At 60.4% G+C, this 13,586-nt stretch carries 13 protein-coding genes, 2 tRNA genes and 1 pseudogene; 10 read left to right on the top strand and 6 right to left on the bottom strand.

The genetic code is table 11. The features are described 5' to 3' along the window. Positions 1-25 precede the first annotated feature (25 nt). A tRNA-Val gene (locus MTP16_RS03060) sits at positions 26-100 on the bottom strand. Positions 101-184: 84 nt separating this feature from the next. After that, a tRNA-Val gene (locus MTP16_RS03065) sits at positions 185-259 on the bottom strand. Between the two features lie 254 nt (positions 260-513). Between MTP16_RS03065 and MTP16_RS03070 the strand changes: the two genes are divergently transcribed. Then, positions 514-1,425, top strand: a complete 912-nt coding sequence (locus tag MTP16_RS03070; protein WP_243515865.1) for a TerB family tellurite resistance protein — start codon at positions 514-516, stop codon at positions 1,423-1,425. Between the two features lie 190 nt (positions 1,426-1,615). Here the strand turns inward: MTP16_RS03070 and MTP16_RS03075 are convergent, their stop codons facing one another. Next, positions 1,616-2,728 carry a mechanosensitive ion channel family protein gene (locus MTP16_RS03075; protein WP_243515866.1) on the bottom strand — a complete coding sequence of 371 codons (1,113 nt, stop codon included), beginning with the start codon at positions 2,726-2,728 and terminating at the stop codon, positions 1,616-1,618. A gap of 99 nt (positions 2,729-2,827) precedes the next feature. Continuing rightward, a complete protein-coding gene (locus MTP16_RS03080) occupies positions 2,828-4,090 on the bottom strand; it encodes an ABC transporter permease (RefSeq protein ID WP_243515868.1) in 1,263 nt (420 codons plus the stop codon). A 258-nt stretch (positions 4,091-4,348) separates the two neighbouring features. On the opposite strand from MTP16_RS03080, the gene queA reads away from it, so the two are divergent. The 3 genes from queA (at position 4,349) to MTP16_RS03095 (ending at position 7,113) form a co-directional block, all read left to right on the top strand. Further along, positions 4,349-5,398: a tRNA preQ1(34) S-adenosylmethionine ribosyltransferase-isomerase QueA gene (gene queA / locus MTP16_RS03085; protein WP_243519956.1), complete on the top strand. Its 1,050-nt coding sequence runs from the start codon at positions 4,349-4,351 to the stop codon at positions 5,396-5,398. 81 nt (positions 5,399-5,479) lie between these two features. Next, positions 5,480-6,208 carry a 2-C-methyl-D-erythritol 4-phosphate cytidylyltransferase gene (locus tag MTP16_RS03090; RefSeq protein ID WP_243515870.1) on the top strand — a complete coding sequence of 243 codons (729 nt, stop codon included), beginning with the start codon at positions 5,480-5,482 and terminating at the stop codon, positions 6,206-6,208. 104 nt (positions 6,209-6,312) lie between these two features. Then, the gene (locus MTP16_RS03095) at positions 6,313-7,113 is read left to right on the top strand and encodes an enoyl-CoA hydratase-related protein (protein ID WP_243515872.1); all 801 of its coding nucleotides are present in this window, start codon (positions 6,313-6,315) and stop codon (positions 7,111-7,113) included. Positions 7,114-7,231: 118 nt separating this feature from the next. On the opposite strand, the gene MTP16_RS03100 is transcribed toward MTP16_RS03095, so the two are convergent. After that, a complete protein-coding gene (locus tag MTP16_RS03100) occupies positions 7,232-8,068 on the bottom strand; it encodes a hypothetical protein (RefSeq protein ID WP_243515874.1) in 837 nt (278 codons plus the stop codon). Between the two features lie 173 nt (positions 8,069-8,241). Between MTP16_RS03100 and MTP16_RS03105 the strand changes: the two genes are divergently transcribed. From MTP16_RS03105 to MTP16_RS03130, 6 genes and pseudogenes are all read left to right on the top strand, one after another. Continuing rightward, positions 8,242-8,841, top strand: a complete 600-nt coding sequence (locus MTP16_RS03105) for a DUF4142 domain-containing protein (protein ID WP_243515876.1) — start codon at positions 8,242-8,244, stop codon at positions 8,839-8,841. A 76-nt stretch (positions 8,842-8,917) separates the two neighbouring features. Beyond that, positions 8,918-9,520: a DUF4142 domain-containing protein gene (locus MTP16_RS03110; protein WP_243515878.1), complete on the top strand. Its 603-nt coding sequence runs from the start codon at positions 8,918-8,920 to the stop codon at positions 9,518-9,520. Between the two features lie 204 nt (positions 9,521-9,724). Beyond that, on the top strand, positions 9,725-10,396 hold the full coding sequence (locus MTP16_RS03115) for a DUF4142 domain-containing protein (RefSeq protein ID WP_243515879.1): 672 nt from the start codon (positions 9,725-9,727) through the stop codon (positions 10,394-10,396). 116 nt (positions 10,397-10,512) lie between these two features. Further along, on the top strand, positions 10,513-10,722 hold the full coding sequence (locus tag MTP16_RS03120) for a TMEM175 family protein (protein ID WP_243515881.1): 210 nt from the start codon (positions 10,513-10,515) through the stop codon (positions 10,720-10,722). Between the two features lie 8 nt (positions 10,723-10,730). Then, positions 10,731-11,485, top strand: a protein-coding gene (locus tag MTP16_RS03125) for an IS5 family transposase (protein ID WP_243508759.1) whose coding sequence is annotated in 2 segments (ribosomal slippage) — positions 10,731-11,064 and positions 11,064-11,485 — 756 coding nt in all. Because the reading frame shifts where the segments join, the coding sequence is not laid out codon by codon here. Between the two features lie 18 nt (positions 11,486-11,503). Continuing rightward, positions 11,504-11,989: pseudogene (locus tag MTP16_RS03130) on the top strand (TMEM175 family protein); the annotation flags it as partial. A gap of 215 nt (positions 11,990-12,204) precedes the next feature. On the opposite strand, the gene MTP16_RS03135 reads toward MTP16_RS03130, so the two are convergent. Further along, positions 12,205-13,560, bottom strand: coding sequence for a Fic family protein (locus MTP16_RS03135; protein ID WP_243515885.1), 1,356 nt, complete (start codon positions 13,558-13,560; stop codon positions 12,205-12,207). Positions 13,561-13,586: the final 26 nt, after the last annotated feature.

A 13,586-nucleotide genomic window follows, 5' to 3' on the forward strand; every position in this document is an offset into this window, starting at 1 on the left:
TTACAACTGAGTGGCGGTTTCTGTGTGGGAAGTAAAGGATTCGAACCTTCGACCTCTTCGGTGTGAACGAAGCGCTCTAAACCAACTGAGCTAACCTCCCAAATGCATCAACACAAGCGTTGGCTACACTTGCGGTAAAAAAATCAGCCACTCAGCTTGACGCCTAAGTGGCTGATTTTTACTGTGGGAGATGTAGGGTTCGAACCTACGACCCTCTGCTTGTAAGGCAGATGCTCTGAACCAGCTGAGCTAATCTCCCGTGGGGTTGTTCCCGTTTGGGATTGCAAAGATGGGAGGTGATTTTGAAAATGCCAAACGCAACACGGATTTAGCACCCTGATTTTTTCGCGCCAAGGGCTGTTTCAGCAGCAATTCGCTCATTTTCAGGCCAAGAATTTTTACTGAAAAATGTCGCTTGGCAACGTCATTGGGCAGGCGCCTGGGCTGGCAACGTATTCAGGCCGCTCCCGTTAAGCTTCCAAATCTCACTTTCCAACCAAACTTTCTTTCCCGATGGACACCCAACTCCTTCAAAACTACTCCGAGCAAGAGAAAACGGCTTACCTGAGCGCCATTGCCAGCCTCGCCACCGCCGACCGCCAGGCCTCCCAAGCCGAAGGCCAGTTCCTACAGGCCCTGTGCCAGCAAGCGGGCCTCTCCGAAAGCTCGACCCAGCAGGTGGCCGCCGCGGCCCAAAACGCCAGCAATGAAGGCATCCAGCAAAACCTTGACGCGCTGAAAAGCAGCGACCTGCGCTTCTCCCTCGTCACCGACCTCATCAGCTTCGCCCGCGCCGACGGCTCCTACGCCAACGACGAAGAGGCTATGATAAGCAAAATGGCCCAGTACCTCGGCATCAACCCCGAGCAAAAACAGGCGTTGGAAACCGTGGTGGACCAAGCCGCCACCGTGGCCCACGACCCGCAGGACCCCGCCAAGCAAGGGTTCTTCGACCGCATTGGCGACAAGCTCTCCAACGTGGGCATCCCCAAAACTGCCCTGATGACCGGCCTGCTCGGGGTGGTAGCCCCCATGGTGATTTCGCGCGTGATGAGCGGCGGCAGTCATAACCAAGGCTACGGCAACCAGGGCGGCGGTGGACTGCTGGGTGGCCTGGGTGGCGGTGGCAGCCTGGGCGGCCTGCTGGGCGGCGCGGCAAGCACCGGGCTGGGCGGTATGCTCGGCGGCCTGCTTGGCGGCGGCATGCTCGGCGGCCTGATGGGCGGTGGCAACCAGGCCGCCAACTATCCGCAGCAGGGCTCGGCCATCGGCAACGGCGGCCTGGGCTCGATGATGTCCATCCTCGGCGGCCTGGGCGGGCGCCCCAACTCGCAGCCGGCCAGCGCGGGCGGCAGCGGCCTGGGTGGCCTGCTGGGCAGCAGCAGCCTGGGCGGCATGCTCGGCGGCCTGTTTGGCGGGCGCTAGGACCACGGATTCGCTCGGATTTATCGGATTCCACGGATTTTGTGGACGACTACCTAATAATATCTCCAACCAAAAAGGCCGCTCGTATGAGCGGCCTTTTTGGTTTTTAAACCAGCTTCAGTCCTACAAATTGCGCCGTCCACGAAATCCGCGGAATTCGATAAATCCGAGCGAATCCGTGGTCTGTGGGTCAGGGTTTGGCGGGCGGTGCTACCACCGGCGTGCCGGCAAACACGCCGCCGTGCTGCTCCACCATTTCCACGAGGCGGTAGTTGAGGTCTTCTTTCACGTCGAGGTATTCGTCGTAGCTCGTGGTGTCGACGAAGTACTGCACGGTGACTTCGCGGCCGGCAGGTGTGAGGGCATTGAATTTCATCTGCACGTCCTGCGTCACCAGCGGGTGGGCCTGCATGGCCTTTATTGAGTCGGCGATGATGGCGTGCAACTGGACACTGGTGGTTTTCTGGTCGAAAATGAGGGTGAAGCCCACGCGGCGCGAGGTGCGCAGCGAGAGGTTATCCAGGGGCTTGTCAATCATGCTTTTGTTGGGCACGGTGACGTAGCTTTTCTCGGCGGTGCGCAGGCGGGTGCTGCGGAAACCAATTTTCTCCACGGTGCCGCTCACGTCGCCGGCTGTCACCAAGTCGCCCACGCCAAAGGGCTGGTCGAGGAAGATGGTGAAGGAAGCAATGAGGTTTTCGAGGCTTTCCTTAGCGGCGAAGGCCACGGCCAAACCGCCGATGCCGAGGCCGCCAATTAGGGCCGTCACGTTCACGCTGAACACTTCGCCCAGCACCACCAGCACGCCGATGATGATGACCAGCACCTTCAGCAAATCCTTGGCGAAGGGCAGAAACTGACTGTCGAGCCGGGTGGCGGTGGCGGTTTGGCGCAGCTCGTTGCGGCGCTGCACCACCAGCAGGGCAAAATCGACCAGCCGCAGCACCACCCAGGTAATGGTGAGGATGATGCCCAGCAGAAACACCCGCAGCAGTGCCACCTTGGGCCAGGGCTCGATGCCGGGCACCGCGTCGGGCGGCATCGGGTAGCGCAGCACCCCAAACGCCAGGTACAGGGTGGCCAGCAACAGCAGCACCGACAGCGGCTGAATCAGCAAATCGTGCAGCTCCTGTTCGGTCACGCCGGCCGTGTAGCGCTTGGTGAGGCGAAACAGAATGGCACTCAGCAGCCGCGACATCAGCCGCCGCAAGGCCGCGCCCACTAATAGAATAAACCCGGCCAGCAGGTACTGGCCAATGGAATTGCCTAGAATTTCGTGATTCAGAAAGGGAGGAAGCGCCATCAAATAGAAAAATGGTGTGCTGTAGAGACGCATAATGGCGTCTTGTTGTTTGCGCCATTCGCCCGTCATCGCACAATGACGAGACGCCATTAGGCATCTCTACTTCGCCCGAATGGCAATTACCGGGTCCAGGTTGGCCGCCACGGCCGCGGGCACAATGCCGGCAATGACGCCGATGGCCACTGAAATGAGCAAGCCCAGCGCAATGCGGGCCGTGGTCATGGTGAGCGGCAGAGCGTCCTGCGGAATCGTTGTCACGAGCCAGACCAGGAAAAGGCCGGCCCCGCCGCCAATGAGGCACAGGCAGATGGCCTCGAACAGGAACTGAAAAAGGATGAAGAAGTTCTTGGCCCCCAACGACTTCTGAATACCAATGATATTGGTTCGCTCGCGCACCGACACAAACATGATGTTGGCAATGCCGAAGCCGCCCACCAGCGTGGCCAGCCCGCCAATCACGGCCCCGATGACACCGATGCGGCTGAACAGCGTGCCAATCATCGAGGCAATCATTTCGGGTCGGTTCAGGGCGAAGTTGTCTTCCTCCCGAGGCTTGAGGCCGCGGATGTTGCGCATCACGCCCTGCAGTTCATATTCCAAATCGAGCAGGCCCGCGTCCTCGTCGCGGCCTTTCACGGCGATGGACGTGCTCGGGCCGTTACCGTAGCCGGAAGTACTCACGCTGAACAGCTTGGCGAACAGCGGGAAGGGAATGATGCAGTTGTCGTCGTTGCTGGCAATGGTGAGCAGCTTTTTGCCCTCTTTCTCCATCACGCCGATGACGGTGAACGTGCGGCCGCGCACCTTAAACTCCTTGCCCAGGGCATTGCCGTTGGGAAACAGGTTTTCGGCAATGATGGCGCCGATGATGGCCACCGGCCGACCCGCGTCCATCTCCTGAGTAGTGAAATAGCGGCCTTCCTTGAGGGGCACGTTGCGCACCGTGCGGAAATCGTAGGTCACGCCCTGCAGTGCACAGTCAGCCACCGAGTTGGAGCCGGCTTTGAAGGTGTTGCTGCCGCTGGCGGCAAACATGGCCACACCTTTGTTATTCGGCCCAAGCTGACGGCGCAGCTGCTGAAACTCGCGCGGCGTGGGGTTGGGGCGGTTGAAGTATTTCCACCAAGGCGAGTCGGGCGAGAAAATGAACGGCCATTTCTGGACGTAAATGATTTTGTCGCCCACAAAATCGAGGCTGCTGCGAATGTTGGTTTCCAGCGAATCGACGACGGTGAAGACGGCGATGATGGAAAAAATGCCCACCGTGACGCCCAGCAGCGACAGAATGGTGCGCAACAAATTGGCCTTGAGGGCGTCGAGGGCGAAGCGAAAGCTTTCGAAGACGAGACGAAGCGTGAGCATAATGAACGGAGCGAGTGCAGAAAGAAGGAACGATGGCCGGTAGCGCCTGCAAAAGTGCACCGGATAACTTTCGCCGCGGGCGGCGGTTTTTCGTAGAGGCGATTTACAAACTCAAAAGACGGGATTGCGCGGGGAAGTTGCTGACGGTGAAAGCCCGCCCGCAAAGCCAGCCTTCTCCAAAAAAACGATACTCCCGAAAAAAGCCGTACTTTTGCCTCCCCAAATTTCCGTATATTCCCCAATTACTGCCCTATGGCGATGAAATTGCATGAGTTCAAATTTGAACTCCCCGAGGAGCTGGTGGCCATGCACCCGGCCCGCAACCGCGACGAAAGCCGCCTGATGGTGGTGCACCGCGCCACCGGCCAGATTGAGCACCGCAACTTCAAAGATATTCTCGATTATTTTGACGAAGGCGACGTGTTGGTGTTCAACGACACGAAGGTATTCCCCGCCCGCCTCTACGGCAACAAAGAAAAAACCGGCGCTAAAATCGAAGTGTTCCTGCTGCGCGAGCTGAACAAGGAGCTGCGCCTGTGGGACGTGCTGGTGGACCCCGCCCGCAAAATCCGCGTGGGCAACAAGCTGTACTTCGGCGAGTCGGACATGGTGGCCGAGGTGATTGACAACACCACGTCGCGCGGCCGCACCATCAAGTTCCTGTTCGATGGCACCGACGAGGAGTTCCGTAAGGCGCTCTACGAGCTGGGCGAAACCCCGATTCCGAAGGAGGTTATCAACCGCGAAACCGAAGCGGCCGACAAGGAGCGCTACCAGACCATCTACGCCGAGCACATTGGCGCGGTGGCGGCCCCATCGGCCGGCCTGCACTTCACCCGCGAGGTGATGAAGCGCATGGAAATCAAGGGCGTGGAGCCGGCGTTTGTGACGCTGCACGTGGGCCTGGGCACCTTCCGCACGGTGGACGTGGAAGACCTGACCAAGCACAAGATGGACTCGGAAAACTTCATTGTGACGGCCCCGGCCTGCGAAGTGGTGAACAAGGCCCTCGACACCAAGAAGAAGGTGTGCGCCGTGGGCACCACCACCATCCGCGCCATGGAAGCGTCGGTGTCGGCCAATGCCCGCATGAAGCCCACGCAGGGCTGGATTGACCGGTTCATCTTCCCGCCCCACGATTTCAAAATCGCCAACTGCATGCTCACCAACTTCCACATGCCGGAGAGCACGCTCATCATGCTGGCGTCGGCCTTCGCCGGCTACCCGCTGCTGATGGAAGCCTACAAGGAAGCCATCAAGGAGAAGTATAAGTTCTTCAGCTACGGCGACGCCATGCTGATTCTGTAAGCATTCGAGCCGCTGGCTTTCGGAACGCCGGAATTCCTTGTCAGGAGTTCCGGCGTTCTTTTTTGATAGAACTTCGCGCCGATGAAAACCCCTACCCTTCCCCGCCAGGCCCCCGGGCTTCCCAGCGCCCAGGCACCCCGGCTCGCCATTCTGGTAGCCGGCGGCAGCGGCACGCGCATGGGCGCCGACCGGCCCAAGCAGTTTCTGCTGCTGCGCGGCGAGCCCGTGTTGCTGCACACGCTGCGTCGCTTTGCCGAGCCGGCGCTGGGCGTGCGGGAAATTGTGCTGGTGCTGCCGGCCGACCAGATTGATACCTGGCAGGCGCTGTGCGCGCAGTTCAGCATTGATATTTCGCACCGGCTGGTGACGGGCGGCGCCACGCGCTGGGCTTCGGTGAAGGCCGGCCTAGCAGCGCTGAAGGACTATCCGGAGGGCCTAGTGGCCGTGCACGACGGCGTGCGCCCGCTGGTGTCGCGCCAGGTGGTGGAGCGCACCTACGCCGCCGCTGCCACGCACGCCGCCGCCGCCGCCGCCGTGATGCCGAAGGACTCGGTGCGGCTGGTGTCGCAGCACGGCTCCGCGGCCCAGAACCGCAGCCGCCTGCGCCTGATGCAAACGCCCCAGACGTTTGAAATCGACCTGCTGCGCCGCGCCTATGTCATGCCGGAGCTGGCCTCCTTCACCGACGACGCCACGGTGGTGGACGACCTGTGCCGCGTGCAGCTGGTGGATGGCGACTACCGCAACCTGAAAATCACGACGCCGGAGGATTTGGTGGTGGCGGAGGCGCTGCTAGCAGCCGCACTGTAGCGCGAACTTTGTAGTTCGCGTGCCAGCACGATACCCGAACGGCGCGGGCCACGCGAACTACAAAGTTCGCGCTACTTTCGCCCTCCCACCCATCAATCCCCCCAATGCAATACACCAGCCTGCTCTACGACGTGCGCCCCGACGGCGTGGCCACCATCACCCTGAACCGCCCGGAGGTCTTCAACGCCTTCAACGACCCCATGAGCTACGAGCTGCAAGACGCCCTGAAGCAGGTGGCGCGCGATGCGGCCGTGCGGGCCGTGGTGCTTACGGGTGCCGGCCGCGCCTTCTGCTCGGGCCAGGACCTGAAGGCGGCGCAGGAAGCCGCGGCCGCCGAGGGCAAGCCCCGCTCCTTCTACGACTCGCTGCACCAGCGCTACAACCCCATCATCCGGGCCATGCGCGGACTGCCCAAGCCCATCATTGGGCGTCTCAATGGCGTGGCGGCGGGCGCCGGCTGCTCGCTGGCCCTGGCCTGTGATGCCATTGTGGCCAGCAGCGACGCCTCGCTGATTGAGGTGTTCATCAACATCGGGCTGGTGCCGGATTCGGGCTCGTCGTGGTTTTTGCCGCGGCTGGTGGGCACGCTTAAGGCGTTTGAGCTGTGCAGCCTGGGCTCAAAAGTGCCCGCCGACGAGGCGTTGCGGCTGGGCCTGGTAAACCAGGTGGTGGCGCCCGAGCAGCTGGATGAAGCCACTTACGCGCTGGCCGCCCGCTACGCCTCGGCACCTACCAAGTCCATCGGCCTCATCAAGCAAATGTTGAACAAGGCCGGTGCAGCCACCCTGGACGAGATGCTCGATTACGAAGCCCACTGCCAGCAGATTGCCGGTGAATCGGCCGACTATCAGGAAGGAGTGAAGGCTTTTAGTGAGAAGCGCAAGCCGGCATTCACCGGAAACTAAAACGCTGTACTAACTGATTTTCGCAGCACGCACTTTCCATCAATGAAAAGAGCCGTCCCAAAAAGGACGGCTCTTTCTATATGCAGCGGAAAACTGTTGGGCCGAAGCCCCCGGTGTACTAGCGGAGCGTGATGGTGCGGGTGCGGCCGTTGATGGACACCGTGGCGGAATTGTCGCAGGTGCCGTTGCCGTAGTCCATTACCATGGTTTTGCCCTTGGTGTTGCTGATGCTGATGGCGCCCTGCACGAAATACTTAAAGCAGTCGCCGCGCTTGATGAGGGGCGTCTGGATGGTGGTGGTGTAGGCTACGCCTTTGCGGTTGGTGCCGGCCGAGGAGCCGGTCACGCTGAACACGTCGTCGGCAAACTGGGGCGTGCCGAAGCCGGCGGTTTGGGTGAAAGTCCAGCTGGCGGTCCAGGAGTGGGTGCCGCCATTGTTGGCGCGGATGATGCTGGCGTTGGTCACATCCACCGAGAACGAGCCCAGCCCCAGGTCGGTGAAGGTGCGGGTGGCGGTGTGCTGGTTGCTGTTCACGAAGTAGTTCTGGCGCGTGACCACGGCGCCGGCGCGGCGCGTCAGCACATCGGTGGTGAAGCGTACCAGAATCTGGCCGCGGCGGTTGCGGCCGTCGGGGCACAGGCAGTCGGTGGGACCGAAGTCGATGGTGAGCGTGCGGGTGTTATAGTCGTAGGTGCGGGTGGCGCAGGCGCCGAAGCGGGTGCGGAACTCGGCGTCGGTGGTGGCGTAGGCCGAGCCCTGCACGCTGGGGTCGGTGGGGCCGGCCAGCTTGGCGTCGGAGCTCACGGCGGTTTCAATGTTGTCCTCGCTGCGGTCTTCGGCGGTGGTGATGTCGTCGGGGGCGGCATCGTCGGCTTTGCGGTTGCAGGCGGTGGTGAGCAGCAGGCCGCTGGCGAGGCAGGCAAACGTGAGGGAACGGAGTGAAAGAGTGCGCATGGCTAAAAGAAAGTGAAAATATAACGATGTTGAAAGATGAACTGCCGTTGTGGCCGGTTGGAAGCCGCTGTTGCAAACAAGTTTAAAGCCCGCTTAAAAAATCTTCAAAAACCCCCTACCTGGCCCCTCGTATAGCGGGCAACGCCTTTTCACCCCACTCAAACTCCACTCCTATGCGCCTTTCACTGACTGTTTTGCCTGCCGTGCGGCGGCTGTTGCTGGGCGTGGCCGTGCTACCGCTGGCTGTGGCTTGCTCCTCCAACGGGAGCGGTGGCCAGGACGCCGAAGCCCTGAACGAGCGCAAAATCAACGAAGCCGACATCACCGACAAGCAGGAGGCCGACGCCAAATTCCTGGTGCGGGCCGCCAGCAACGCCCTGCTGGAAGTGGAGCTGGGCAAGCTGGCCCAGGCCCGGGCCACGGCGCCGGCCGTGCGTGCTTTCGGCACGGACGTGGTGAAGAGCCGGCTCGACCTGCTGGCGGCCCTGCGCACCCTGGCCGCGGCCAAGCAACTGGCCGTGCCTTCGGCGCTGGGCGACGACGAACAGAGCGCCTACCACGAAGCCAGTACCCAAACCGGCAGCCAGCTCGACAAGCGCCTGATGGCGCTGCTGGTGAAGGTCCAGAAGCAGGACGAGGATGCTTTTGATGACATGAAAGACGACGCTTACGACGGCGACATCCGCGGCCTGGCGGCGAAGTACCACGCCCCCCTTGAGGAGCAGCTGGATGCCGCCAAAGAAGCGGCCGAAGCGGCGGAAAAACTGCCGTAACGGCTTCGGCACGGCTTCAGCATTTGCTCACGTAGCTAGCTGAATTTTAGCACTTCACCAACACCTTTCTTTTCCGATGAAACGCCCCTTCATTACCCTCTTTAGCACGGCCATAGTGCTTCTGGCCGCTACCAGCTGCAATTCCAACGACTCCGTGAAAGAAGCCCAGAAAACCAACGAGGTGAAAGCCGACAGCGCAACGGCCAATACCGAAATGGGCAAGGTTGAGAAGACAGGCATGGACTATGATTCCGAGTTCCTGACCAAGGCGGCCAGTGGCGGCATGCTGGAAGTAGAGTTGGGCAAGCAGGTAGTGGCCCGCGCCATCACGCCGCAGGCCAAAGAGTTTGCCCAGCAAATGGTGGACGACCACTCCAAAGGCAACGCCGAGCTGATGGCCCTGGCCACCAAAAAGAACATCACTCTGCCTACTACGCTGGGCGACGACCACCAGAAAGTGCTGAAGGAAGTGACCGAAGAAAAAGGCGTGAAAATGGACCAGAAATACCTCAAGGAAATGCTGGAAGACCACGAGGAAGACGTGAAAGAGTACACCGACGCCTCCATCAAAGCGGCGGACCCCGACATCAAGGCCTTCGCGGCCAAGACGGTGCCGATGCTGAAAATGCACCTCGACATGGTGACGAAGATGAAGCCGGCCGTTGACGCCGCCAAGTAGGCTGCTTCTGCTCAATTCCTAAGGTTCGCTCCGGGTTCGGGGCGAACTTTTTTATACCCGACTACGGCTCAGCTTACTGATATTCAACGGTTCTGCTTAGCAATTTTATTAACCAAACCGTGCAACTACAACCCGTAATTATTCCGTACCACCCGCAAGCACGTCATTGCTAACACCTTTTTCTAACTTTTCCTTTCCCACACCATGGTACGTTCCTCCCTTCTTCCCCTGCTGGCTACGGGCCTGCTCACGCTGGCCTCCTGCGGCGACGGCAACAAATCGACCACCGAAAGCAGCACCGACAGCAACATGGCCAATACGCCGGCCACTGGCACTGATACTACCGCCGGGGCAGGCTCCGCCATGGGCGATAGCAGCGCGATGGGCGGCGATGCGATGAGCGGCGGCTCGGCCAAGGCGGACCCCAACGGCCCCACCGGCCCTCACAAAGACGACAAGGAATTCATGATGACGGCCGCGCACAGCGACCAGAACGAGATTCAACAAAGCAAAATGGCCCTGGCCAAGGGCGTGACCGGCATGGCCAAGGAAATGGCCAACAAGATGATTGCCGACCACACCAAGTCGACCAACGACCTGAAAGCCATTGCCGCCAAAAAAGGCCTGACCCTGCCCACCGACATGGACGCCGAGCACAAAGCCCTGGCCCCGGCCATGGAGAAACTCTCGGGCAAAGAGTTTGAGACCCGCTACCTGGCCCAGATGCAGACCGACCACCAAAAGACGGCCAATACCATGGCTTCCCACGAGAAAATGACCCAGGACGCCGACCTGAAAGCCTTCATCGGCAAGACCCTGCCGGTGGTGGAACAGCACTTGGGCATGGCCCAGCAAGGCTCGAACATGAAGATGTAAGCATCGGTTTTCGACGCTTCATCCTGCAAAAACGCCGCTTCGGGAAACCGGGCGGCGTTTTTCATTGGTCGCCATCCTAATATTGCCAGGCTGGCCTTTGGGCCGCACCTAATCCCATGGATGGCAACGAGAAAGCCCAACACAACCGCGACGCGTTTCAGCTGGAGCGCCTGATTTTGTTCACCGATGCCGTGTTTGCCATTGCCATCACGTTGCTCGTCATTGAGCTGAAGGTGCCGGAGCTGGAACACCGCACCGAAAGGGAGGCCTGGCACGGCTTTTTGCAACTGATTCCCAAGCTAGGAAGTGTTAACAGTGATTGGTAGTTTGGGGCATGGAAAGAATGCTCACGGATGCGCAATGGGCGCGGTTGGCGCCCCTCTTGCCGGGTCGGGAAGGCACGAGCGGTGGGCGCGGGCGCGACAACCGCCAGTTCGTGGAAGCCGTGCTCTGGCTGGCGCGCAACGGGGCGCGGTGGCGGGCCCTGCCGCCGGAACGCGGCAACTGGCACACGACGTACACGCGCTTCCAGCGCTGGGCGGCCGCGGGTGTGTGGCAACGCGTGTTCGAGGCCGTGCAGGACGAAACCGCCCTGCACACGCTGCTGGTGGATTCGACCACCGTGCGGGCCCACCAGCACGCGTCCGGGGCGCGCAAAAAAACGGACCGCAGGCCCTCGGCCGCAGCCGCGGCGGGCTGACGTGCAAGCTGCACGCCGTGGCCGACGCCCGCGGCCGGCCCGTGCGCTGCTGCCTCACGGCGGGCCAGCGCCACGACGCCCCGCAAGCCTTGCCCCTGCTCGAGGGCTTGGCCCCGGTCCACCTCATCGCCGACCGGGGCTACGATTCCGACCCGCTGGTGGCCGCTTTGGCTGCCCGCGGCACCCACGCCGTGATTCCGCCCCGGCGCAAGCGCCGGCACCCGCGGGCCTACGACCCGGCCCGCTACGCCCAGCGCCACCCCATCGAGCGACTCTTCAGCCGCCTCAAGCAATTTCGACGCGTGGCCACGCGCTACGACAAGTTGGACCGGCATTTTCTGGCTTTTATTCACTTAGCAGCAACTGTGCTCTGGCTGCGCGATTGTTAACACTTCCTAGTAGGCTTCTTCATCAGCTTCTTTATCATTGCTATCTACTGGGTGGCGCACCACCGCATCTTCCGCTTCGTGCGGCACCTGGACAGCCGACTGATTTGGCTGAACATGCTGTTTCTGCTCTGTATTGTTCTCATGCCCTTCACCACGGCCTACCAGAGCGAGTACGCCATGCTGCGCACGCCCTGGATTATCTACAGCATCAACATCATTGCCACGGGGCTGATGCAGGCCCAGCTGCAAAACTACCTGCGGCACCCAGGCCACGGCGTCACGGCCGCCCACGAGCGCACCCACCCCGACCTCGACCTGCTGCGGCCCCTCTCGTCGCCCATCGTGTTTGGCACCAGCATTTTGCTGTCGTTCTTCGTGCAGCCCTGGATGCTGCGAATGGTGCCCGCGGTGGCATTTCCGCTGCTGGCCCTGCTGCTGCGCCGGCGGCACCAACGCCTGGAGCAACGCTACGCTCAGTCGGCAGTTGAACGGCAACATTCGTGAGGTTACTTCTCGGGGAATAAAAAGAGGCCGGCAAATACTTATTTGCCGGCCTCTTTCGCAGTGTTTGTTATGGTCAGGCCGTGGCGTACTTGCTCGTGCGTAGTTCCTCGGCCAGGAAACGGGCCGTATGGCCTTTGCCGGCCTTGGCCACCTGCTCGGGCATGCCCTGGGCCACGATGGTGCCGCCTTGGGCCGACCGATGCCATTGCCCAATCTCAGCGCCCTCCTTTCAGACGAGCCACCGCTTCTTCGAAGTTCTCGGCGCGCAGGTATAAGATTCTCAGTTTGCCTTCACGACGCTTGTCGAGCAAGCCCATGTTTTCGAGGTGCATCAGGTCGTTCCGGGCCGTGTCGTACACCACACCGAAACGATGTTGCACTTCCCGAATGGTCCAGATGGCGTCCGGGTCAGTTATCAACTCTTGCAATATGGAAACCTGACGCTGATTGAACTGGTCGAACTGCCGGAAGCTGCGCAGCTGTTTTTTCTCGGCCACCTTGCGCTCGATGTATTGCTGCAGGCTGGTGAACGCTAGGTCGAGGGTCTTCACCTGATAATTGATGAAATACGTCAGGTCGTTGCCGTCGTATTCGGTATAGAGGTAGGCCCGTGCATATTGGGAGGCCGATTTATGAATGATACGCGAAATCGACATGTACTCCAGTTGCCAATAGCCCTTGCGCAGCAAATACCAATAGAACACCGCCCGGGCCGTGCGGCCATTGCCGTCGGCAAAGGGATGGATGTATCCGATAAGAAAGTGCAGAATGGAGGCCCGCACAATGGGGTGAATAAACGAGCCCGACGTACCGCTTTGGCTGGGAATCTCGTCGTTAGCCAGCGCGCAGTACCAGCGCAGCAGTTCCGGCAAATGCCGCTGCAACGGCGGCACGTGTACCACCTCCCCGGTCGTAAAATCCTCGACCCGCACGTCGTCGTTTTGCCGGAACTGGCCTTCGTGCGCGGGGTCGCCTAGGGAGCCCTGCGTCATGCGGGCCTGAATTTGACAAAGCATCTCCGGCGTAAGAGCTTGTTTTTTTTGCTCCAGAATGTATTGAATGGTTTGGTAATTATTGAAAATCATCAGTTCCGAAGCATTGCGTGGCTTGCGCTTCTTCCGTAGCATGTCTTTGGCTACTTCCCGGGTTGTCGCAGCTCCCTCTAGCTGGCTGGAGGCAATAGCTTCCTCCATAATAGAACCCACCAGATAGCGTGTACGGTCCTCAGCCGGTATCAGGCTGTCGGTCTGCATAATTCCCCCCATGTACAGGTCAAACCGGTGCAACTTTTCTAAGGTGGGCTCAGTCACTTGGTACCGAAACCGACACCCGGGGATGTTTGGTACGGCTAATTCCCGTAAATTACCCAGCCGGCTGCTCTTAACTAGCAGCCACACCGGCCCCGGAACAAAACCATCGGGCAGTTTTTGCCTTTTCAACTCAGACCAATAAAGGTATTCGTAATTGGCTTTTCGAACCACGTTATTCACGTCTCCGCTGGTCCAATAGCGGACCATCTCTTCGGAGCCAAAATTTTCAAAAGAACTAGCAGGCGGGTGCTCAATGTTCATAATACTAAAACTTACCGATTTATATA

The sequence above is a fragment of the Hymenobacter monticola genome (assembly GCF_022811645.1).
Taxonomy (GTDB): domain Bacteria; phylum Bacteroidota; class Bacteroidia; order Cytophagales; family Hymenobacteraceae; genus Hymenobacter; species Hymenobacter monticola.

What these genes read in the sequence shown, in the direction of transcription:
- MTP16_RS03070 (WP_243515865.1), top strand. Translation starts at nt 514, where the DNA reads ATGGACACCCAACTCCTTCAAAACTACTCCGAGCAAGAGAAAACGGCT.
- MTP16_RS03075 (WP_243515866.1), bottom strand. Translation starts at nt 2,728, where the DNA reads ATGGCGCTTCCTCCCTTTCTGAATCACGAAATTCTAGGCAATTCCATT.
- MTP16_RS03080 (WP_243515868.1), bottom strand. Translation starts at nt 4,090, where the DNA reads ATGCTCACGCTTCGTCTCGTCTTCGAAAGCTTTCGCTTCGCCCTCGAC.
- queA (WP_243519956.1), top strand. Translation starts at nt 4,349, where the DNA reads ATGAAATTGCATGAGTTCAAATTTGAACTCCCCGAGGAGCTGGTGGCC.
- MTP16_RS03090 (WP_243515870.1), top strand. Translation starts at nt 5,480, where the DNA reads ATGAAAACCCCTACCCTTCCCCGCCAGGCCCCCGGGCTTCCCAGCGCC.
- MTP16_RS03095 (WP_243515872.1), top strand. Translation starts at nt 6,313, where the DNA reads ATGCAATACACCAGCCTGCTCTACGACGTGCGCCCCGACGGCGTGGCC.
- MTP16_RS03100 (WP_243515874.1), bottom strand. Translation starts at nt 8,068, where the DNA reads ATGCGCACTCTTTCACTCCGTTCCCTCACGTTTGCCTGCCTCGCCAGC.
- MTP16_RS03105 (WP_243515876.1), top strand. Translation starts at nt 8,242, where the DNA reads ATGCGCCTTTCACTGACTGTTTTGCCTGCCGTGCGGCGGCTGTTGCTG.
- MTP16_RS03110 (WP_243515878.1), top strand. Translation starts at nt 8,918, where the DNA reads ATGAAACGCCCCTTCATTACCCTCTTTAGCACGGCCATAGTGCTTCTG.
- MTP16_RS03115 (WP_243515879.1), top strand. Translation starts at nt 9,725, where the DNA reads ATGGTACGTTCCTCCCTTCTTCCCCTGCTGGCTACGGGCCTGCTCACG.
- MTP16_RS03120 (WP_243515881.1), top strand. Translation starts at nt 10,513, where the DNA reads ATGGATGGCAACGAGAAAGCCCAACACAACCGCGACGCGTTTCAGCTG.
- MTP16_RS03135 (WP_243515885.1), bottom strand. Translation starts at nt 13,560, where the DNA reads ATGAACATTGAGCACCCGCCTGCTAGTTCTTTTGAAAATTTTGGCTCC.